Below are 21,999 nucleotides of genomic sequence, written 5' to 3' on the forward strand. Positions count from 1 at the left end.
AAAAATTAACTAATTCAGCTCCCTTTTTGAGATTATTTTTTTTCCTAAGTTTTGAAATGGAATCTCGATTAAATAGTAAGTAAGTGTCGAAATAGACACTGAAACAGATAAAATCAACAAAAATCGCAAGGAAAAATTTAAGAAATAGTGCTGACAAAAATCAATTAAATGGAATTTAGCCAACCAAGAAATAACTATAAAATGTATAATATACATACTAAAACTAATTTTTCCGATATATCTTAAAATTGGATTACAAATAAAACTCAGTTTTCCTTTACTCAAAACAATACCAAAAATCACAAAAAACACACCAAAAACAATGTGATTAAAATATAAAAAATCAAGGGTAGAACCAACCTGTAATAATAATAAAATCATAGAAAGGAAAAGTACTTTAGGGCTTACCAATTTTATAGCACTACTATCTTCTATTAAAAAGAACAGTATAATGCCTAATGCAAAAATAGGCAACTGACAAGGAAAATAATAAAAGAGAAATTCTCTCCACAAATACGGCTCGGAAATAAAAGGGAAATAGGTAAAATATTCTTGAAATACAAGCTTAAACAGTAAAGTAATATTCAAAAAAATAAAAGCTGAATGTATGCTTTTTATCTTCCTAAACAAAAAGGGAAAAAGGGCATAAAATAGCATCTCCTCAGCAATTGACCAACCTCCAGGTACCAAGCTGTTAATCCAATAAGGGTTAAATCCATGAACAAATAACACATTTGACATTATATTACTTTTCGATATATAAGGCTGATTCCCTAACCAATAAGGCAGATTAAAAAAGATTCGAATAACATAATACAAAATCCCTAAATAATATATGGGCGCAATTCTAAAAAATCTTCGGATATAAAAGTTCTTCAAGGGACTCTGTTCCATACCGTTTCTGTTTTGATAAGAACGAAACAAAGTAAAAGCACTGGCAATAAAAAAAAACTGAACCCCTCTTGAACCTAAGCCCAAAAAAACAGATAACGCATGAGGCATTTTTACTACACCTTGCATAGCAGAATGCATTACAACAACCATTATAATTGCCAGTCCCCTCAGCGCATCGATATAATTTAATTTTTCTAATTTGTTATTGCTCATAAATCGGTAAAAAAATCATGTAAAATTATGGATGTAAACTTGCGTGCCCCGGTATCATTCATATGCCCACAAGAAGAGAAATACTCATCTCCCTCTACCGCTTTTTCATAATTGTGAATTTCGGGATACATTTGATGCACTTTCTCAAAATAATTTAATCCTTTCGTATTGCTACACATAGGTGTCATAACGGCGATCAGGTTAATGTGATTTGTTTTGCAAAGATGCTTTATTTCTTCATAGTATTTATTATGCAAGGGTTTTAGATTGGTCAGGTCATTTTTCATATTTGCATTTGGGTTTTTACCCAACGGATAATAGCCTAAATGATCCAATAGCTTTGTAGGTTTTTTTAGTGCAGCGTTATACATTTCCCTAAAGCCGATTTGCGGTTCAAAAACAACATACCGGTAAAAAGGAATGTAATAGTTAGCCCAAAAACCAGGCTGCTGTGTAAAATGAGCTGCAATCACTTTAGAATCGTGAATATAAGGCATGAATTTAGACGCAACACTCTCAGATTCCTTCTCATTCGACAAATTCAAATCGGCTTCAAGTATCACATTTTTTATGACATATTTCCGTTCTATCATTAATTTCAGAAGCAAAGAGGCTTCAAACAAATGTCCGCCACTCATCCCATAATTAAAAGCCTTTAACCCTTTTCTTTCAAACATTGGAGTTACAAAATGATTATTGGCTCTCGAGGATCCTAAAATTACTACATCGTAAGCCCTACCTTTTGAATTATAGACATACCCTATTTTCCCTCTATTGGAGGATTGTAAATATACTTTTGTGTAGGCAATATCTAACACAACCAACACAAAAAAGGTCAGCAAAAGTATTTTTATTATAAAAATTATAAACCGTTTCATTGATGTTTTATTCTCTTTTAAATTATGATTTCACTACACACTTAATTTCTTTTTTCTTGCCCCACCCTAAAGGGAGAAAAAAAGAAATACTACGTTATGATTTATCAAGAACTTTACTGATTTTCGATTCCCTTTAGGGCCGGGGCAAAACGAAAATTTACGATAACATCTTAATAAACGCTTTGATTTTATCTATAACTTCTGGTAACTTCAACATTATTTCTTCATTAGTGAATCGAATTACTTTTAATCCTTGAAATTCTATATCACTTGTTCTTTTTTCATCCAAAAGCTGTTGTTCTTCAGTCAGATGATATCCACCATCAATCTCAACAACTAATTTTAGGGCGTGACAATAAAAATCAGCGATATAGATACTAAGAGGATGTTGTCTCCTGAATTTATATCCCTCTAGCTGATTATTTTTCACTGCTAACCATAACTTTTCTTCAGCTTGTGTTTGATTTTCTCTTAATTTTTTAGCATTTGAAAAAATCAGTGGGGATGCTCCTTTCCACATAGAATCTGATTGTAGCGATTTTTTATCCATAGCCATATAAAAAATTCATAATTCAACAACAACAATTAATCTTCCCAAATTTCCGGCTCCCTTTAGAGCCGAGGTTAAACGAAAATTTTCATCTCTAATTTCTTTTTCTTGCCCCACCCTAAAGGGAGAAAAAAAAGAAATACTACGTTATGACTTATCAAGAATTTTACTGATTTTCGACTTCCTTTAGGGCCGGGACAAAACGAAAATCCACACCCCTTATTTCTTTTTTCTTGCCCCAACCCTAAAGGGAGAAAAAAAAAGAAATACTACGTTATGACTTATCAAGAACTTTACTGATTTTCGACTCCCTTTAGGGCCGGGGCAAAACGAAAATCCACACCCCTTATTTCTTTTTTCTTGCCCCACCCTAAAGGGAGAAAAAAAAGAATACTACGTTATGACTTATCAAGAATTTTACTAATTTCGACTTCCTTTAGGGCCGGGGCAAAACGAAAATTCATCATCAAAACTGAAAATAAATAAATTCTTTATAATCAGAATAAGTTCCTAAAGCTAAAAGAGCCGCTAGGCAAAGTGTAATTTTCACCCAACTGTACTTACCCGAAATAGGTTCGATTTTAGTTCTTGAATTCCATTCGACGAGAATAAAAATCAAAACTAACAGTACCATTTCATAACTGTACCTTTCATTTTCTAAATATTGTGGTACAAAACTTCTATTTGTAAAAATACGGGCAATATAATCAAAGGCAATTTCAATAGATTTTGCTCTAAAAAATATCCAAGCCAGACAACTTAATCCAAAAGTGACCAAAATACTCCACAATACTTTTAAGGAACTGAAATTCCATTGCAGTTGAACCGTTTCCATATTAGAACGATTTTTATGGAGTAACAATAAGGGTAAAAAGTACAACGCATTAATAAAACCCCAGGCGATAAAGGTCCAATTGGCACCATGCCAAAAACCACTTAGCAAGAAAATAACAAATACATTGCGGACTTGTTTGAATTTACTGCCTTTGCTTCCTCCAAGCGGGATATAGACATAATCCCGAAACCAGGACGATAGGGATATGTGCCAACGACGCCAAAATTCAGCAATATCTCTGGAAAAATAGGGATAGTTAAAATTGCGCAATAAATCAATTCCGAATAACTTAGACATCCCGAGTGCCATATCCGAATAACCAGAGAAGTCCCCATAAATTTGGAAAGCAAAATAAAAGGCTCCAAGAAGTAACGATAAAGAATTCATGGAGGTATAATGATCAAAAATCGCATTAGCATAGGTCGCACAAGTATCCGCAATTACTACTTTCTTGACTAATCCCCAGATGATCTGATAGACTCCCTCTTTTGCTTTTTTATAATCAAAAGTTCTTTTTACTTTTACTTGCGGCAATAAATGCGTGGCTCTTTCGATAGGTCCAGCAACTAAAAGCGGAAAATAACTAACAAATAAGGAGTAATCCACAAAGTTATATTCGGCTTTAATTCTTTTTAAATAAATATCGATTACATAAGATAAACCGTGAAAAGTATAAAAGGAAATTCCAACTGGAAGAATTACGTGGAGCAACAACGGGCTTGTTTGCAACCCAAACCCGTTCAATAATTGGGAGAAGGAATCTGCAAAAAAATTGTAATATTTAAAAATACCCAGAAAACCAAGATTAACGCTGATACTCAGCCAAAACCAAAATTTTCGCCCCATTTCAGTCTTTGCTTTTTCAATTCGGATTCCGGTATAAAAATCCAAAAACGTAGAAAACACTAACAGAAATAAAAAATGCCAATCCCAACAGGAATAAAAATAGTAACTCGCTATAATGAGAACTGCATTTTGGGTGCTTTTGGTTTTATTAAAAACAAACCAATACAACACAAAAACAATAGGCAAGAAAATAGCGAAAGATAAAGAGTTGAAAAACATGCTAAATTTTATTTTTATTATTTATTATTTCTTCCACTAAAATTTCAGAGAATTTATGCGCCCCTATTTCGTTCAAATGAAAACAGTTCACAAATAGGGAGTCGTCTTGTATGGCATTAGAAAAATCATATAGATCTGGAATTCTTGTCTTTAATTTTTTGATATAACCTAAATTTTTGGTGTGCTTACAAAAGGGTGCGCAAAAAAAGATAATTTTGATCTTATTCGCGACTGCATATCTTTTTATTTTTTCGTAATATTGATTATTTGATGCAATAAAAGCCGGTAAAGAGCGATGATTACTACCCTGCTCAACACCTTGCAAAGAACTATAGCCTTTATTCTGAAGTACACTTGTTCTCTTTCCAATCAAACTGGTAAAAACTTCTCTACAACCTATTTTAGTTTCATTTGTAAAATATCTAACGTAAGGAATATAATAATCTCCAAAATTTTTTCCTACATAATTTAATAAATACTCCTTTGTTATTAAATTATCTCTTATAAATGGGGTCATTTCGTAGGGTAAATTATTTGAAAAGCCTTTATTTTTATTATACATATAATCTACTTGAATGAATATTGAATCTGATTTAATATTATATTGTTTCAAAATTTGTAATAAGTAATAAATATCACCAAGATGTGCATATTGAAAACCTAGATTTAATGCACTTTTTTTCGTTTTATCTTCAATTAACATTGGAACAATTCCATTTTCAACCCTTGAAGAACCCAGAAACACATAATTGACTTTGGTATTTTTCAGGCTTCGTAAATACTGAAATTTAGTCCTTGGATTTGCATTTTTATAAATAGTGGTATAGGTAAAATCGAATACCAATAGTAATAGTAGAATGACAGATAAAATTCCAACAATCTGAATTACAAATTTTTTCATAGTAGACTAAAAATAATAACTCCAGTTTTTATCTTTCCAGAATAGCGTCAATACTTTTCCATATTTTCTCTGAAGCTTGAGTTGGGGTTACACCAGCCACAATTTCATACCATTTTTTCCCTTCAGAAACATTAGATAATTGACCTTCTAGAATTTGGTTCACCAAATGTTCCAACTCTTTTTTATCTGTACAAAAAACAGCTGCTTCTGGGCTGGGCATACTTCTAAAATGAACATACTTATAATTTTGACCAATGTCTCGAATTCCTTTTTTTAATTGAGGTTGTTCGTAATTGAAGTAAATACACGGTTTTTCATGAGCCACAAAATCAAAAACTGTGGAGGAACATACATTGGTGACCAATTCAGAATGGGCACAAACATTGTACAATAGTGCTAAATCTTCTTTAGTGGGCAAAATTTCATTCCATTGTTTTCCCATCGGTTTCCAGATTGGGTCTATTGCAACAATTACATCAGTATTTGCCCGCAAAACAGCATCGTATCGATTGGTAGTATCAACGGGACATTTTCGGTAGATAATCCCCAAGTTTTTTCCCTTGCTGTTTAAGCTGCGAACTGCATGGGCCAAATCCTCTAAATAATACTGATCCAAAGGCGAAGTGGTTTCATCATCACCGGAATAACAAATGTATTTTTTATCACTATCTAAGTTATGCTCCGCAAAAAAAACAGCTCTTTCTTGCAGCAATTCGCTATCGTAATGCGGTTCAAACTGGGGGGTTCCGGTAACTATAACTTGGGATTCCTGTACAAAAGGATAATACTTTAAAACTTCTTCTTTCATTAAATCACTCCAGACAAAGTAGTAATCCGTTTCCACAACCTGCATGGCCTTAGGCACGTTATCCCAGGAATAGACAAAAGCAACAGTAGGAATTCCTAAATCTTTAGCAGCCAATAAAGCACTAATGGATTGAGTGGCCCGTTGCGTAGTGCAAAATACTAAATCCGGTTGATGTTGCTGTAACTGAGCTTTGCAATACTGGTATTTTTCCGTGGAACGTTCTAAACTATTGATTCGTTTTCGGATACGGACAATCCCTTTTTCTGATGAATTCAATCCTATTAACAACTTCGTATAAAGTGTAATTAAGCTGTTTTTTATGCCGTTGTAACTAAAAGGAAATTTATAGGTTGGATACACATCATCCTTAAATTTTTTTTGAGAAACATTCAATTCGATGTGTTTTCGAATTCGGGTATAGATAGGGGTCAACCTATTTATTTTATGGGTTTCAATTTTTACCTCATCATAACCCAACTCCTCTTTGAGAGAGAAAACAGTATTATTCCAATAGACAATTTGGTGTCCTTTTTGTTCTCCTAATTCCTTGAATTTAGTAAATGCAAAATTGCGCAAACCTACTCCGTCAGGAAAAAAAACAAATATTTTTTTACTCATAAATTATCTTAGAAACGTATTATAAAAATGTGAAAAACATATTTTAACTAAACCACTATGGACTTAAAATCCGTAGATTTGGTTTGGCAGACTTAAAGTCTGCAAGGTTAAATCTTTTTAATTTGCCACAGATTAAAAAGATTCACACAGATTAATCAGTGATAATCTTTTTAATCTGTGGCAAAAAATTTTTAAGAAGCTAAAGCGAAATGCACTAAAGTACATATTTTTAACTATTTATGTGACCAATAAACTTTACTCCCCTATACTTTTTGATTTTTCAACTTATCTCTTTGCACTTGTTCAATAGGCAAAATATCCATTGATTTAAAGGATAACGCGCTATGAACAGCACTCAAATCTCTCGCTAATTTTCGCAATCCCATAGGTTCTAATGAAGCAGCATGATCAGTTCCTTTCCAAGTACGGTCTATAGTATAATGTCTTTCAATTATGTTAGCACCCAGCGTGTAGGCCGCTACATCTATAGCTATTCCCAAATGATGTCCGGAAAAACCAATATGTTTTACAGTGTCACCATATTTTTGCTTCAGCAAAGTAATATCTAACAAACACACATCCTCAAAAGGCACTGGATAACCCGAAGTGCAATTGTATAGCACTAAGTCTTTATTCCTGCCTTTTTCAACAAAATAATTAACCAGAGTATCTGCTTCATCTTTAGTGGTCATCCCAGTCGAAATATGAATTTCCCCTTGGTAATGATCACACAGCCATCCCAACATATCAAAATTATTGTTACAGGCTGATGGTATTTTAATAAATTCTGGATGAAGCGACGCAATTTCTTTAGCTGAAGTCGTGTCCCAAACTGAAGTTGAATACGTAATTCCTATGGATTCGCAATAGTCCTTTAATTCTTGATGTTGATTCACATCAAATTCTAAAAATTCCCTATGCGCACCATAAGTATCCCCATAAGAATTACTGGCATTAGGATGCGGCGCATTGTATTGCTCCTCAGTTAATAATTCCGTATTATTTCTTTTTTGAAACTTAACCGCATCAACATTACAAAATATTTTGGCAATCTTTATCAATTCTTTTGCAATTGCCATATCTCCTTTGTGATTACAGCCAATTTCAGCAATTACGTACGGTTTTTTAAACTCTGTCATATCTTTTATTATACTTTAATACTATTTCACAAACTTCTCTGATTGCTCCGGCTCCGGATGCTGTACCAAGCACAAAATCAGCATGTAATTTTACAATAGCAGTTGCATTTGCTGGAGCAAAAGACAACCCAGAACTACACATATTAGTCAAATCATTCACATCATCCCCTACATAAGCAACAGCACCAAAACTACTATTTTTAGTATCAAGAAATTGCTTCAGAAATGAATATTTATCTTTCACACCAAAAAAAGCCTCTTTAATTTGAAGTTTCAGCATCCGTTGTGCCACCAGTTTAGAATTTTCAGAAGTCAATGTGATCACTTCCACATTATTTTCTCTTAAAATTTCTAACCCCATGCCATCACGCATATCAAACTTTTTGGCCATTTCTCCCTCTTCATTGTAATAAACCCCGCCATCGGTAAAAACCCCATCAACATCCAGTACTAAATAGTTAATCCTTTGTTGGGTCTTGCGCTTTTTTTGTCGCTCTGTCAATAGATTTTCAACAATATTCCAATCCGATAAACTATCAATCTCCATCAAAGTTTCCTCTGGCATTTCTACCAATCCGATGTTACCACTGACTCTGTTTTTAGAATTTAAAAAAAGTTCTTTTTTAGTAGCATATACTGCTCCATTTTCTATCAATAATCCTTCAAAATCTTGCCGTCTGGGTCTATTGAATACATCATAATTTTGTGGGGTTCCATCATTGTTCCAGGTAAACCGATGCGTATTGACCACAGTTAAAGCACTGTCGTATTTCTCTGTGATGATTTTATCTAATACTTTATTGATATCTTCAGCCAATGTTAATGGCGAAGTCGCTTGAAGCAAACATAAAACAGCATAATCATGATTAATTTTGGCTGAAAACTCCATCATGGTACTCTCGGTAGAGGCAGTATCATTAGCATTTTCTTCGTTGCGTAACACGGCAAATACCTTATTGGTCCAATAGTATTCGCGTTCTATATAGCTAATGATTTCCGTATCGTTTGTAAACACGTAAACGGCATCCAAATTAGAAAAAATAGCTTCCGTAAGTACCCAGGAAAACAAGGGCCGTCCTACCATTTTCTTTTTATTTTTCCCCGGAATCCCTTTAGAATCCTTACGAAGTGGAATGATACCTATTTTTTTCATTATTTTATTTTTTGTTGAAAAACCAAATATACTGATTTAGTGGTTTAAAATAATCCATTATTTTTTTTCAAATTATCAAAATTTAAAAAATACTATAAGCCAATTTTAAGGATTCCAATATATTTTTGTGGCTTTCAATTCTTGATAATTACAATATTCCTTAATGGATAGAGAATCTCTATTTTTTAATAGTAAAGGCATGTGCCAAGCTAAATCAAACAAAGCTAAAACAATTGCAAACAAGGCCTTAAAATCCCCCTTAAATACTTTTAATTTAAATTGAATCCAAAGGGAATATGCCATTTTTTTTGGAATAAGTTGCATTGGATCAAATAAAAAATATAAAAACCAACCTGCTCGTAAAGAGCGTCTCAATCTAATGGTGTAATCAGAATTATTTTTTCTAGATTTCAAGCTTACTCTATGGTGAACTAAAACCTCTGGCAAATAATGTACTTCCCATTTTTTTTTAAACAAATGATAAGAAGCAAAATTTTCTTCACCATAAAAAATAAACCAAGCAGGATAATTAGGAATACTCTTCCAGGCTGCCATACGCCATACATGTCCACAACCTACAAATCCCTGTACTTGCTCTGGAATTTCATCAGAAATAATTGAAACAGGAGTTGACAAGCCCCAAAATATTCGTAAAGCAATCAAACCACATTTTGGATTTGATTCAAAATAGTTACAAATAGCTGCCAATGGATATTCTGTAATAAAATGAGCATCATCATCTAATGAAATTGCATAATCAGCTTGCGTGCTGTTTAGCATTTCATTCCTGCAATAAATAAGTCCTTTAGATATTGAATTCCTTTTAACTATTATTGCAGGGTAATTTTCAGCCACAAATTCATAGGTCCCATCAGATGAACCATCATCATAAATAACACATTCTACTGATGGGGTATTTATAAGATGATTAATTTTTTCCAAAGTAAAAGACAAATCCTTTTTTCTATCTTTAGTTGTAATAAGTATAGCTACTTGCATCAGTTATTATTTTAATAAATAGTTTTTTATGCTTATCAAATTAGCTAAACGAGAGGCTTTGATAGTATACATTTTTCATACATATCAATTATTGCTTTTTTTAAAGTTATTCTATTGCATTTGTTTTGAATCAAATCAATATTAAATTTTTGTGCTTGTGCTCTCACTCCTGGATTCACAATGGCCCATTCAATACTATTGGCTATTTCTTGTGCGTCCAATGGGTTTCTAATTAAGATACCATTGACGCCATTTTCGATCACTTCTTCTGTCACTTTTCCTGGATTTGATTGTATTGGGAATGCCCCCATTCCCATAGCTTCCAGTAAAGCATTGGGCATACCATCTGAAATACTGTTGCCAATATGCAGTACAGACTGCCCCATTATCGCTAATAATTCCGAATTAGAAATAAACGCACCTCTATTAATAACCCGCACTCTTAAACTTTTAAAATATTCCGTGTTTTTTAATTGATTTACAATTGAAGCATCTGCACTATAAACCACTAAACAATAATTCTGAATCAAAGCTATAGGAACTAATTCTAATGCTTCAATCACTTTCGAACCATTCCTACCCCATCATCATACCCCTTAATCGTAAGAGTATTCCGCTTTGGGCTATCTTTTATATTGGTTGTGTCAATTGTTATCCCTCCATTTCCTGGATATACTCCCAAAAAAGCATTTGTATAACCGTTTGCAACAGCAATATTATAATCTCTCTGACAATCTGTGATTAAATAATCGACTCTTTCAAGAAAATTGGATACTGCTTTTTCATGTATTCCAAGTTGTGGATAATAAAACAAATCACTCCCCCAAGAAGAATAAATATAGGGAATGGAATTATGTTTTTGCATCACCGCTAAAATAGGTAATCCAGCCAACCGCATTTCGAAACTGTGTACAATATCTGGCTGGTATTCTTGGATTATATTTTCAAAAACTGTAGTTATATCTCTTTCATTATATTTTTGAAGTAGCGCATAGCTTTTAGGAAAATAATGCTTAACAGTATGCCGCATCGGGAAATTCCATTTCAATTTCCATCCTTTGATTTGTGTTACCCAATTAATTCTTTCAACTGGAGAACCACCATCTGAGGCGTCAAACCAAATAACATCATGGCCCGAATCCTTCAATTGGTCAACCCATTGAAAAAAATGATGATTAGGAATAGATACCATGAGGATTTTCATATTCTAAAATTAGGATTACAATGTATTATTTTCTACTTCAAAAAGTTCCTTATAATTCTCATTGAATGAATTTATATCAAATTTATTTTGAGCATATTGAAAAGCATTTTCACCAATTTCTTGCATTCCTTCTCTATTACTTACAAGTTGTTCAATAGCTTTTATGAAGTCTGAGACAATTTCTTCAGTAGTAGTATTTCTAATTAATATTCCGTTTTTATTATTAGTTATATGCTCACTAATCCCTCCAACATCCGTACTGATAGAAATAACACCCTGTACCATTGATTCCATAATTACCATTGGAAATCCTTCGTATTCAGAAGTTATCAATAAAAGAGAAAGGTCTTTATATAAACATGAAAGCTCCTCATTACTTGTTAATTCGCCTAAAAAAATAACACCTGCATTTTCAATTTTGTCAAGATTACTTTTCATACCTGTACCTGCCATATAAAATTGAATTTTTGTTGATATTTTTTGGGCTTGCTTAGCAATTTCTAGAAAAATTTCAGGTCGTTTTTCATCAGACCATCGTCCTACATATCCAACTTTTATGTTAGAATAATCTTTTGCAAAAAACTTTCGATTTGATATGGATATACCATTTTCGATAACTTGAATCACTTTATAATATTCTAATCCTATATTATTGCGAGCATACATTTCTAATAAATCTTTTTTAGTGTTTTGATTAATAACAACCCTCTTATCTATATACTTTACACTATTTACAACCTCCAATTCTCGGCTATCAGGTTTACTAAAAGCATGAAATAAGTCTATTCGAACGATTTGACCGAAAATAAAAGGAAGTATTTGATAAAAATAAGCAGCATTACTTCCAAATATAACCTTACAATTATTTGATGTGTTAATCGTTTTGTAAATGCTTTTTTTTAACAATCTACTTACAAACGAATTTCGTTTATTGACTATTGGGTTTATTTCTATACATTGAGCATTAGCTTTGAATTGCTCTTGAAAATTTTTGGTAGCTGAATTCAATGTAAAAATGATACAAACATTTTTATGATTTAACGCTTTTACAATATTCAAATGTACTTTCTCGGCGCCACCTGTATGATAATACGGGAAAAAACATACTATTTCAGCATCTCTTATTTTCTTTAAATCAAGAACTAAGAAACTTAAAAAATTCCAAAATCCATAAAAGAAATAAACAATGCTTTTGATTTTTGATTTCAATTTTCTAAAATTAATTACTTAGTAAGTTGGTGTGTTTTTATCCTAAAAAAATTATTTACTAATGAATGAAGATAGTATTTAATCCAAAACAACTTTTCTTTCTTTTGTTTTATTAAACGTATAAACAAAACAAAAGCTTTTTTATATTCTTTTTTGGCATTTTGTTCAACTAAAAAACCCCATTCCTTATCAAAAATACAAATCAAAAGTATTTCTTTATTAATATCACAATTTATATAGCTATAAATATCCTTTAAAATATTTACATCTATAGAATAAGAATCTTTTAATCCTGAAGAAACTCCGATATTCTTTCTATAAACCGAAGTTATATCTGGTATATAGTAGATCTGACCTTTATCTTTAATCGTCCATAAATAAGTAGACCAATCACCATAAGGGTATTTTTCTACCCAAGCAGGCAAAGGATTAGTAAACTGTACATTCCTAAAAACAGCTGTCACAGAAAAAATAAAATTAAAACAAATTAAATCTTCAAAACTATTGTATTTTAAGTTATTCAAATTTATAAAATCCTCAAACTCCCCATTAGCAAAAAGAAATTTCACTCCAGTATGAACAATTGAATAATTAGGATTATTTTCTAACAGATCAACTTGTTTTTGCAATTTATACACATCAATCCAATAATCATCACCATCACATATAGCAATATATTTCCCATTACATTCCTTAATAGTTCGCATATAATTGGCAATAAGTCCAATATTTATATGAGGACTGGGTAATAACATTATTTTATCTCCGTAATCACTGGCATATTTTTCACAAATAACTCTAGTTGCATCAGTACTACAATCCTCTCCTATTACTAATTGAAAAGAAAAATTTGTTTTTTGCATCAATATACTTTCTATAGTTTGTGCTATAAATTTTTCTTGATTGTAGGTAAGTATAAAAATACTGACTGTGATAAAATTCATTTTTTAAATTATATTAGAAATTTTTACCATTACTCAATTTTAGATTATTTTTTTGATCCTTAAAAATTTAAATTACTCACTTATCTAGCCCTCAATATTATCTAAAACAACAGAACACTTTTAATTCATATTCTTTTAGATATGAAATTACAGTTTAAAATACTTTTAAATATTTTTTTAAAAAAAGGTAACAAATATATTTTTTTAGCTATTTTCTTAAGAAAAAGACCTAATTTGTAAGTATTTGAATCTTTAATTTTTGTGAATTTATTTTTATAATCCAAATTCGAAATATAAAACCTCGAGATTAAAACAACTGCCAATCTATTATATTGTTTTGGGGTAAGTATTTCATTAAAACATTCAATTGCTTTTAAAAAATCTGGTAGTAAGTTCTTTGACTTTGTCATGCTATTGGGATTTTTTCTATAAAAAGCTAGAAATTCATCATTAAAAATTGCTTCATACTTTTTTTGAAACAAACTAACCCACATTACCCAATCCTCTTTTGCTTTCAAATTTTCAGGAAATCTAAAATAATAAAATAATGAGGTTTCAAACATTCCACAATGTATTGGTATTGTAAATGAGTCTTCCCATTGGTATAACAAGGATTCAAAATTAAAAAATTCAAGATTTAAATTACAATAAGGATCTGAAAGCTTACTCATATCATTATCAAACATTTTAAAATTAGAGATAACTATTTTAACATCCTTATTCTTAGATAAATTAAAATAATACATAGATTTTTCAAATTTTCTACTATCCAAGCAATCGTCCGAATCTAAAAACTGTATATAATCTCCTTTGACTTTATTTAAACCAAAATTCCTCGCAGTACTTAAACCTCCATTTTCTTTGTAGTAATAAATAAATCTTGTGTCTTTTTCACGCCATTCTAAAGCAATCTGCTCAGTATTGTCAGTAGAACCATCATTAACAATAATACACTCCCAATTAAAATATGTTTGATCTAGTACTGACTGAATTGCTTCATTTAAATATTGCCCTTGATTATAACAAGGGACTATTATGGAAACTAAGGGATTGAACATAATAAAATTATTGTAGAGATTCTTTAAAAGTTTTTTTTAAAATACGATAAATTACAACCCAAAACTCTTTTATATAAAAATTATCTTTTACAAATTTATTCCATGAGAAATATTCATAATTTGAGACACCTCCATTGAATAACTTTGGTATCATACTACCATACTTATTCTTTATAAGAATTTTTCTACCGTTTAATGCGTCGCTCTTATCAGCTCCATTTTTAACCATTAAAATTATTAATTCTGGATACCATTTAAGCCATGTAATTTCATAATATTTTTTCCAAGAAACTTTATTAGAACAAATTAAACCATGAGTGGTAATAGCAATACATGGTTTATTCATAAGATATTTAGCCATATAATACGAATGAGGAAATGTCGATTCTATAGAAGTAAACTCTTCCCCTGCATCAACCCCAATTTTGAAAGCTTTCAAATAATCTTCTTTTAAAAGAATAAAATTAGATATTGCATTAAAATATCCTTTCTCAAATGTAGCTATTTCTTTAAGCTCGGAATGAGCAACAAAATCAATCTTATTTATATTAAAAAATTTATCATCTATTGAATCCCGATATTCAATACAATCACCATATCCATACTCCCTAATAGGATTCCATACTACCATATCAATAAAAAAAAAAGGTATGATTTTGTTGTCTTTTATTATAAAAATCATTTTTTTTAAAAAATCTTTAATCAAAAAGTCGTCATCTCCTAATACCCAAACATATCGACCTGATGCTAACTCCAAACATTTACTAATATTCCTTATCGCACCAATATTTTGAGAATTACAATTATATACTAAAGGAAATAATTTTTTATATTTTTCAACAACTAATTCTGTATTGTCAACTGATGCGTTATTAGATACGATTATTTCAATAATCCAGTTTAAATCTTGTATTTCTTCATTAATAATTTTAAGTGAATTTTCTAGCCAAACATCCCTATTATAAGTGGGTATTACTATTGTTAATAATGGATCCGTCATAATTACGTACTTTTTATTTGAATTGGCAAAGTATAAGTCAACATCTCAAACCGGTACAACCTACTATACAATGAAAAATCTCTTTACTTCCTCTATTTGTATAATTTTTCATTCGCCGAAATAACCTATTACTACTATCGAGTTAAATTAAGCATTTACAATTTTATCCCAGCCCAATTTTTCTTTATCATTTTTATTTAAAATAAACTTTCTTTTAATTTTCAATGCTCTTTTTTCTATTAAATGCCAAGAAACATAACCAAAACCTATAGAAAGAAGAACAGAATAAATAAGTAAACTATACGTATCCATTTTAAAATAGTACATCAACGTTTGTTGAATAGGGAAACTATAGATATAAATTCTATAAGACATATCTCCAAATCTTCCAAAAGTACGTATACAAGGTATGGGTATAAAACCTAATGCTATAATAACAATAGGAAAAATGATATGCTTAACGAAATCATAACAATTAAAATAAAGAGACAGTAACAAAATCAAAACCGATATGCCAAAAATAATACTTTTATGTTTTACCTTTTCAAATTGAAGTGATGCCAACAAACTACCTCCAATAAAAAAAGTCCCTAAATTAAGTATATGTATTCCTTTTAATCCAAACAAAGAAGAACCTCCAAATCTATTAAGGCAAAAAATATAAAGCATAATAAAAATAGCAAAACTAGCTAAAAGTATACTACGTACTAACTGTTTTTGTGTTTTTAAAAAGAAAAGCAATGCTAATACTAGGTATAATGTAAACTCATATCTAATAGTCCAAAGAGAGCCATTAATGGAATGGTAGGCATTCGTATCAAACACCCCTTTTATACTAGATTGAAAGCCATACAAACTAAGATTGTATGGTAAATAGGTGTAAACTTCAATGTTTTTAAAAAAAGACACTTCTCCTTTATAAACAAAAGGAATCAAAATAATTGAAAGTATCAAAACTACCGCTAAAGCGGGAAAAAGCCTCAAAAAACGTTTTTTTAAATAATCTAAAATGCTGTTGCTTCGCTCTAAACTTTGAAAAATAAAATAACCACTAATTATAAAAAAACCACTTAATCCTATTTGAGCTAAAACGAGTTGTCCATTAGTAATTTTGTAGATCCATTGAGAACTCTCATTATCTCCTGACAACGGATAAGAATGGGAAACAACTACCAAAAGTGCAAACAAAAACCTTAGGAAATCAAAATTATTATTTTTAGTCATTTTTAAAAATTTATCTAGAATTTATCCGGCTTATTATAAATAAATTTAACCAGATATAAAAACCGCAAAAAAATATACCACAAGTCTAAGACAAAAGATTTTATCAAATAAAAAATACCAGACAAGAATCCCTTAATAGCCTGCAATAAACTTATATCTTGATGCCACAATTGATAATTACCCACCACATCATTTTTAAATCTAAAAAAAAGTTGCTGTGGACTTCTTTTGATTTCATAACTGAATATCGACTCCACAAAATCAATTACATATCCTTCTTTTAATACTCTGACGGTCCATTCTTTATCTTCAAACGTTGCCACATCTTCTCTAAAAGGATGTTTTTCCCAAACTGTTCTCCTGAAAGCGGAACCAGAAAAAATTAATCCCGATTTATTAGGATCAACTGTAGCGGGAATTTTATTGATAAAATTTTTATAATCATTAGTACTATGCAAACAGCGCAATCCGGCTAAAGTAGGATTACCATCAAATTTAGCTTGTATTAACTTAAAAAAGTCATGACTCACAGGATACGAATGCGCACTAAAAATAACCACTATAGGAAATTGAGCTTCTCTCGCGCATACATTAGCGCTTCCGCCAAAACTAAATTTTTTAATGGTAACAAACCGCGCTCCAAAATGTTCTGCAACTTCCTCACTGGAATCTGTTGACAGATTATCTACAACAATAATTTCCGCAATGTCACCAGCATATCGTTCTGTCAAATTTTTCAACAAAAACGAAAGGGCAACGGATTGATTTTTATTTCTAATAACAACCGAAATCATAATGCTACTTTTGGATTCCTAATAGTTTTAAAATAATTCTAAAAGGCTTTGTGATTATTTTACCAATTTTATACTCAAAGGAATTTTTAAATCTGTCGTGCCCCATCTTTTGTACACTCAACTCAAAAAACAGTACTTCCATACAATTATCGAAATCTTTTATATAAAGTTCTTTGTGTTTAATAAAAATATATCGCTTGACTTCTTCAGCGTGCTTTTGGATAGTTTCAGTTAGCATCGATTGTTTGGATTTCCTGTAATAAAACAAGAATTCCGGAATAATTTTATAATTCCAATCTCTTTTAGATATATTGAGCCAAAAATCCCAGTCCTCAAAACCTTTGTTCATACTTTCATCATAGCCACCTACTCTATTCCAACACTCTTTCCTGTAAAGGGAAGTAGCTATTAATTGATTTACATATAATAAATACCCCCAATGCGTTCCTTGAGGTGTCAAATCGAATGAAGTTTTAGTAATGTCAATGCTAAAAAACTTAGTATAACAAGAAACAATTCCTAAAGATTCATCATTACATAAAATAGGCACCAATTTTTCTAAATAATCGGGGTGCAAAACATCATCTGCGTCCAAGGGTAAGATATATGCTCCTCTACTGACCGCAATTCCGGCATTACGGGCTGAGGAGAGTCCTCCATTTTCTTTTTTAAGATACTTAAATCGGCTATCTAGAGCACACCATTTTTGAGTGATACTTTCCGTATCGTCTGGACTTCCGTCATTGACAATAATACATTCCCAATGTGAATACGTTTGATCCAAGACCGATTGCAGCGACTCTTTCAAAAAATGCGCTTGCTTGTAGCATGGAACAATTATGGAAACTATTGGACTCATCATGTTTTAAATATTTTTTTTATAGCTCGCAAAGGTTTTATAATAAATTTCCCGATTGTATAATCTACTGAATTCTTAGTCTTGTGCACACTATTTCTCAAAAGTGAATTTTGACGTAACAATTCCCCAATGTAAAAATCCAAATGCTCTTGATACACCTCTTTGTGTTTTAGAAAAATGTAATTTCTTAATTCAAAATCATGTTTTTTTAATGCGTTTTGATCCCTAGAGACTTTTTTTATTCTGTAATGTGATAAGACTTCTTGTATCACATGTATAGTTCCTCCCAGCTTTAAAATTGCAATCCAAAATTCCCAATCTTCATAGCCGGCCTGCATTTTTTCATCAAATCCTCCCACAGTTAGCCAAGCTTTTTTTGTGAACATGGCACTCGCTCTTGATTGATTCATTACTATAAAGTTTTTTAATCTTCCTCCTTGAGGCTCTATTATTTCAATAGTTGTTCGCGCTCTAAAAATGCGACAATAACTACTCACAGCAACGACCTCTTGATCTTGATGAAATACAGCAACCGCTTTTTCTAGAAAAGTAGGCTCATAATAATCATCCGCATCCAGATTGAGAATATAGCCCGTTTGCGCCAGAGCAATGGCACGATTTCGAGCAGCACTAACTCCTTTGTTTTCCTGATAAATAATCTGAACTAAGGGATGATTAATTGCGTTTAATATTTTTTTGGTTGCTGCATTAGAACCATCATCTACAATAATAATTTTTTCTGGTAATAGTGTTTGATCGTAAAGGGATTGCAACGCTTCCATGAGGTATTGCCCGTCATTATAACAGGGAATAATTGCAGTTGTATTGCTTGCAAATGATTTAGACATTCTAAATTTTATTAAATTGAATACACACTCTTAAGATAGGTAAAATTATAAAGTTATTTTTAATCTAGTAGGCTTTCATATATTGATATTGTGCAAGTCCTTAAACCTGCGATACAACATTCTCTCTAATCAATCTCTTACGTATTTAGCAAATTTATACCCTCTTTTTGTTAATACTCCTAAAAGTATAATTAGTGGATATACAAGCCCCTTTAATCCATTTACCCTTAAAAGTAATAAGGTAGCTCCCAAAATGTACTCTGGCCATTTTTGTTGAATCGATATCTTGAACGTAAGCATGACGTGGCTTGAAAGCAACCATTTCAACAGAGGTTTTGAAGCCAAATCTTTAATATATAATGTGGTTACATAGTATAGTTCTGCGTTCATCGTATCAAAATACAATTTATCTTTTTTTGCTTTTACCACGAAGCCATCATCATGTATAAGTCTATGCGTTAGTATTTTAGGAATCAAAAAACCATTATCTGTAAGCAGCAATAATTTTATATTATACTGATACTCACTCGCTTGATCTCGAATACCACCTCTAAATTCTAATTGATTTGCAAAGTGGCGTTTTACCAACAGATCATTAGTAATCCAAGCTGTTTTCCATTGGGCAAAATGCATCGCACTTAATGTGGAGTTTAATCTATCTATCTCATATGGTCGCTCTAAAAAATTTCTTCCATCAAAATTGATACAGTCTGCCACTACAAAATCATAATTACCTTGCTCAAGCGCAGAAACACAATCCTCTAAATGAGTTGGCAACATAACATCATCACTATCAAAAAATTTAATATACTCTCCTTTTGAGAGGGAAAACCCATAATTTCTTGAATAGTTTGCCCCCTTTTTTATAGTATTGGGACGAACTATATAATTAAATCTGCCATCGGAACTTAGTATCGGATTAACTATAGCCGCAGTATTATCTGTCGAACCGTCGTCTATAATAATACATTCAAAATTTTGATACGTTTGGGATGCAATAGTATTGATTGTATGCTCTATATAAGCTGCTCTGTTATAGGTAGCAATAATAATTGAAACTAATTTACTCATTATGTAGATTTGAATTTAAGTATTTTTAACACAAAGCTCAAACTTGATACAATTCGATGCCCTATTTTAAAAGACGTACTATCTAATACTTTTTGTTTTTCCTGCTTAAGGTTATTATTTTGTTGCACTAATTCTTTGTAAATATATCTTGCATTATCTCTATAATCATCTTTGTATTTATCATAGATCTGCAATTTTAACTCCAAGTCATACTTTGTAGCAATAGTTGTTCTTGACCCCTTGATATCTGAATAATTAAACAATACCTCCTTTACTACTCCAAAAGTGTAACCCAATTTTAATATTCGGATGTTAAGATCCCAATCCTCGTACCCTTTACTCATAGCGTTATCGTATGCTCCCACTGTAAGCAGAACTTCTTTTTTAAATAGCAAACAAGAAATCACGCCGTTGTTTACTAAACAAGACGAGAGAGATACCATTGGTGGAATATAAGGTTTCACTTTCTTTTCTTTAAGGATCCGTACATAACCACACATAATACCACCATAAGATGCGTCTTCTGAAAATTTAATTAATGCCTTCTCCACAAAAGAAGGATCAAAATAATCATCGGCATCTAATGTAAGAATATAATTACCCAACGCTGCTTCTATGGCAATATTTCTAGCATAAGACACCCCTTTATTTTCTTGATGTATTACTTTAAGTTGCGGATAATTCAATTTTAAACCCTCTAAAAGTCTTCCAGAAGTATCTGTAGATCCATCATTTACAACAATAATCTCAAACACTGGAATAGTTTGGGATACCACACTTACTATGGCTCTTTCAATTGTGGTTTCAGCGTTAAAACATGGGATTATTGCAGATACAGTCATAAATATAATTTTAACTAAATAAAATGTACCACTAAAAACAAAAAATTGAAGACCTCTTTATCTTTAAAACAAGTCCGAATACTCTAATAATACTGTTTAGAATTTTCAATAGTTGCTTATTGGTTACAAGTATTTCTATGCCTTGATCTAGATGATTAACAAGTTCCTTTTGTTGTTCAAATTTCATTATAAATTCCTCAAAAGAGGCATCATAAAGATCAAACATTTCTATTAGTACTTTTTTACGTTCTTCAATATGCTGTTGATGATAAAATGTAGAAGTTGACAAACCTCCCTCATAAAAAGTAGCTATATTGTGATCGATCTTACAGTGAGAAACTTTATGTCTACAAAATACTTTAACAAAAAAAGCCCAATCTGAAACTATTTTTAGATCTGTTCTGTACAATCCATAGGTATAGAATAATTCTTTTTTTATAAAAGTAGACGGATGTCCTAAGGATGTTTGCTTGAGAAAAGGAAAATCAATAAAATCAGGATAGCGATATCTAAACCCTTTACCTTGTTCACCTACAATCCACAAATCACCATATACAATATCCATATCTAAGAGTAATGACTTTTTTGTTGCCAATAACACATTGTCATTATATAACACATCACCACTATTTAAGAAGAGTAAATAAGTCCCTAATGCCTTTTCTATACCTTTATTCATAGCATAATAAACCCCTTGGTCTGGCTCACTTACCCAATAATTAAGATGCTCACTTTTACTTTCGATATATTCTGCACTACCATCGATAGAACCACCATCAATAACTAGGTACTCAAACTCTTGCCAAGTTTGATGAAAGACACTATCTATGGTACGTTTCAATCCCTCGAGATTGTTGTAATTGATAGTGATGATGGAAAGTTTCTTATTCACG

General features: G+C 31.4%; 22 protein-coding genes. All 22 read right to left on the reverse strand.

Annotation, left to right across the window (positions count from 1 at the left end; translation table 11 throughout):
- Window positions 1-9: 9 nt before the first annotated feature.
- Window positions 10-1,107 (reverse strand): acyltransferase, encoded by a 1,098-nt coding sequence (locus T410_RS01185; protein WP_035667944.1) that lies wholly within the window; start codon window positions 1,105-1,107, stop codon window positions 10-12.
- Window positions 1,104-1,985 (reverse strand): hypothetical protein, encoded by an 882-nt coding sequence (locus T410_RS01190; RefSeq protein WP_035667947.1) that lies wholly within the window; start codon window positions 1,983-1,985, stop codon window positions 1,104-1,106. Before T410_RS01190 ends, T410_RS01185 begins: the two co-directional genes overlap by 4 nt.
- Window positions 1,986-2,142: 157 nt before the next feature.
- Window positions 2,143-2,541, reverse strand: a complete 399-nt coding sequence (locus tag T410_RS01195; protein WP_035667950.1) for an endonuclease domain-containing protein — start codon at window positions 2,539-2,541, stop codon at window positions 2,143-2,145.
- A gap of 460 nt (window positions 2,542-3,001) precedes the next feature.
- Window positions 3,002-4,435, reverse strand: a complete 1,434-nt coding sequence (locus tag T410_RS01200; RefSeq protein WP_035667952.1) for an MBOAT family protein — start codon at window positions 4,433-4,435, stop codon at window positions 3,002-3,004.
- Between the two features lies 1 nt (window position 4,436).
- Complete coding sequence (locus tag T410_RS01205) at window positions 4,437-5,336, reverse strand: hypothetical protein (RefSeq protein ID WP_035667954.1); 900 nt, start codon at window positions 5,334-5,336, stop codon at window positions 4,437-4,439.
- A 28-nt stretch (window positions 5,337-5,364) separates the two neighbouring features.
- Window positions 5,365-6,762, reverse strand: a complete 1,398-nt coding sequence (locus T410_RS01210) for a CDP-glycerol glycerophosphotransferase family protein (RefSeq protein ID WP_035667957.1) — start codon at window positions 6,760-6,762, stop codon at window positions 5,365-5,367.
- Between the two features lie 263 nt (window positions 6,763-7,025).
- Window positions 7,026-7,901 (reverse strand): N-acetylneuraminate synthase family protein, encoded by an 876-nt coding sequence (locus tag T410_RS01215; RefSeq protein WP_035667959.1) that lies wholly within the window; start codon window positions 7,899-7,901, stop codon window positions 7,026-7,028.
- Entirely contained in the window at window positions 7,888-9,054 is a 1,167-nt protein-coding gene (locus T410_RS01220; RefSeq protein ID WP_035667961.1) for an acylneuraminate cytidylyltransferase, read from the reverse strand. The genes T410_RS01215 and T410_RS01220 overlap by 14 nt, the downstream gene beginning before the upstream one ends.
- Before the next feature lie 105 nt (window positions 9,055-9,159).
- Window positions 9,160-10,053: a glycosyltransferase family 2 protein gene (locus T410_RS01225; protein ID WP_035667962.1), complete on the reverse strand. Its 894-nt coding sequence runs from the start codon at window positions 10,051-10,053 to the stop codon at window positions 9,160-9,162.
- Between the two features lie 44 nt (window positions 10,054-10,097).
- Complete coding sequence (locus T410_RS16850; RefSeq protein WP_051929319.1) at window positions 10,098-10,616, reverse strand: glycosyltransferase; 519 nt, start codon at window positions 10,614-10,616, stop codon at window positions 10,098-10,100.
- Window positions 10,613-11,257 (reverse strand): glycosyltransferase, encoded by a 645-nt coding sequence (locus tag T410_RS16855; protein ID WP_152556919.1) that lies wholly within the window; start codon window positions 11,255-11,257, stop codon window positions 10,613-10,615. Before T410_RS16855 ends, T410_RS16850 begins: the two co-directional genes overlap by 4 nt.
- 15 nt (window positions 11,258-11,272) lie before the next feature.
- Window positions 11,273-12,466, reverse strand: coding sequence for a glycosyltransferase family 4 protein (locus tag T410_RS01235; RefSeq protein ID WP_035667963.1), 1,194 nt, complete (start codon window positions 12,464-12,466; stop codon window positions 11,273-11,275).
- Window positions 12,467-12,480: 14 nt separating this feature from the next.
- A complete protein-coding gene (locus tag T410_RS01240) occupies window positions 12,481-13,410 on the reverse strand; it encodes a glycosyltransferase (RefSeq protein ID WP_035667964.1) in 930 nt (309 codons plus the stop codon).
- Between the two features lie 125 nt (window positions 13,411-13,535).
- Window positions 13,536-14,468, reverse strand: coding sequence for a glycosyltransferase family 2 protein (locus T410_RS01245; RefSeq protein ID WP_051929321.1), 933 nt, complete (start codon window positions 14,466-14,468; stop codon window positions 13,536-13,538).
- A gap of 7 nt (window positions 14,469-14,475) precedes the next feature.
- Window positions 14,476-15,468 (reverse strand): glycosyltransferase family 2 protein, encoded by a 993-nt coding sequence (locus T410_RS16385; RefSeq protein ID WP_051929322.1) that lies wholly within the window; start codon window positions 15,466-15,468, stop codon window positions 14,476-14,478.
- A gap of 147 nt (window positions 15,469-15,615) precedes the next feature.
- The gene (locus tag T410_RS01255; protein WP_051929323.1) at window positions 15,616-16,692 is read right to left on the reverse strand and encodes an acyltransferase; all 1,077 of its coding nucleotides are present in this window, start codon (window positions 16,690-16,692) and stop codon (window positions 15,616-15,618) included.
- Between the two features lie 14 nt (window positions 16,693-16,706).
- A complete protein-coding gene (locus T410_RS01260) occupies window positions 16,707-17,486 on the reverse strand; it encodes a glycosyltransferase family 2 protein (RefSeq protein ID WP_035667966.1) in 780 nt (259 codons plus the stop codon).
- Window positions 17,487-17,490: 4 nt separating this feature from the next.
- On the reverse strand, window positions 17,491-18,348 hold the full coding sequence (locus tag T410_RS01265) for a glycosyltransferase family A protein (protein ID WP_051929324.1): 858 nt from the start codon (window positions 18,346-18,348) through the stop codon (window positions 17,491-17,493).
- Window positions 18,345-19,193: a glycosyltransferase family 2 protein gene (locus tag T410_RS01270; protein ID WP_035667968.1), complete on the reverse strand. Its 849-nt coding sequence runs from the start codon at window positions 19,191-19,193 to the stop codon at window positions 18,345-18,347. The genes T410_RS01265 and T410_RS01270 overlap by 4 nt, the downstream gene beginning before the upstream one ends.
- 129 nt (window positions 19,194-19,322) lie before the next feature.
- A complete protein-coding gene (locus T410_RS01275) occupies window positions 19,323-20,264 on the reverse strand; it encodes a glycosyltransferase family 2 protein (RefSeq protein WP_035667970.1) in 942 nt (313 codons plus the stop codon).
- Window positions 20,264-21,106 (reverse strand): glycosyltransferase family A protein, encoded by an 843-nt coding sequence (locus tag T410_RS01280; RefSeq protein WP_035667972.1) that lies wholly within the window; start codon window positions 21,104-21,106, stop codon window positions 20,264-20,266. Before T410_RS01280 ends, T410_RS01275 begins: the two co-directional genes overlap by 1 nt.
- A 31-nt stretch (window positions 21,107-21,137) precedes the next feature.
- Window positions 21,138-21,998 (reverse strand): glycosyltransferase family 2 protein, encoded by an 861-nt coding sequence (locus T410_RS01285; protein ID WP_035667974.1) that lies wholly within the window; start codon window positions 21,996-21,998, stop codon window positions 21,138-21,140.
- Window position 21,999 lies beyond the last annotated feature (1 nt).

Origin of the sequence: Flavobacterium sp. 83 (assembly GCF_000744835.1) — a bacterium.
Taxonomy (GTDB): Bacteria; Bacteroidota; Bacteroidia; order Flavobacteriales; family Flavobacteriaceae; genus Flavobacterium.

Bases quoted from the DNA above. Each gene is read 5' to 3' on its own strand.
- T410_RS01185 (WP_035667944.1), bottom strand. From the start codon at position 1,107: ATGAGCAATAACAAATTAGAAAAATTAAATTATATCGATGCGCTGAGG.
- T410_RS01190 (WP_035667947.1), bottom strand. From the start codon at position 1,985: ATGAAACGGTTTATAATTTTTATAATAAAAATACTTTTGCTGACCTTT.
- T410_RS01195 (WP_035667950.1), bottom strand. From the start codon at position 2,541: ATGGCTATGGATAAAAAATCGCTACAATCAGATTCTATGTGGAAAGGA.
- T410_RS01200 (WP_035667952.1), bottom strand. From the start codon at position 4,435: ATGTTTTTCAACTCTTTATCTTTCGCTATTTTCTTGCCTATTGTTTTT.
- T410_RS01205 (WP_035667954.1), bottom strand. From the start codon at position 5,336: ATGAAAAAATTTGTAATTCAGATTGTTGGAATTTTATCTGTCATTCTA.
- T410_RS01210 (WP_035667957.1), bottom strand. From the start codon at position 6,762: ATGAGTAAAAAAATATTTGTTTTTTTTCCTGACGGAGTAGGTTTGCGC.
- T410_RS01215 (WP_035667959.1), bottom strand. From the start codon at position 7,901: ATGACAGAGTTTAAAAAACCGTACGTAATTGCTGAAATTGGCTGTAAT.
- T410_RS01220 (WP_035667961.1), bottom strand. From the start codon at position 9,054: ATGAAAAAAATAGGTATCATTCCACTTCGTAAGGATTCTAAAGGGATT.
- T410_RS01225 (WP_035667962.1), bottom strand. From the start codon at position 10,053: ATGCAAGTAGCTATACTTATTACAACTAAAGATAGAAAAAAGGATTTG.
- T410_RS16855 (WP_152556919.1), bottom strand. From the start codon at position 11,257: ATGAAAATCCTCATGGTATCTATTCCTAATCATCATTTTTTTCAATGG.
- T410_RS01240 (WP_035667964.1), bottom strand. From the start codon at position 13,410: ATGAATTTTATCACAGTCAGTATTTTTATACTTACCTACAATCAAGAA.
- T410_RS01245 (WP_051929321.1), bottom strand. From the start codon at position 14,468: ATGTTCAATCCCTTAGTTTCCATAATAGTCCCTTGTTATAATCAAGGG.
- T410_RS16385 (WP_051929322.1), bottom strand. From the start codon at position 15,468: ATGACGGATCCATTATTAACAATAGTAATACCCACTTATAATAGGGAT.
- T410_RS01255 (WP_051929323.1), bottom strand. From the start codon at position 16,692: ATGACTAAAAATAATAATTTTGATTTCCTAAGGTTTTTGTTTGCACTT.
- T410_RS01260 (WP_035667966.1), bottom strand. From the start codon at position 17,486: ATGATTTCGGTTGTTATTAGAAATAAAAATCAATCCGTTGCCCTTTCG.
- T410_RS01265 (WP_051929324.1), bottom strand. From the start codon at position 18,348: ATGATGAGTCCAATAGTTTCCATAATTGTTCCATGCTACAAGCAAGCG.
- T410_RS01270 (WP_035667968.1), bottom strand. From the start codon at position 19,193: ATGTCTAAATCATTTGCAAGCAATACAACTGCAATTATTCCCTGTTAT.
- T410_RS01275 (WP_035667970.1), bottom strand. From the start codon at position 20,264: ATGAGTAAATTAGTTTCAATTATTATTGCTACCTATAACAGAGCAGCT.
- T410_RS01280 (WP_035667972.1), bottom strand. From the start codon at position 21,106: ATGACTGTATCTGCAATAATCCCATGTTTTAACGCTGAAACCACAATT.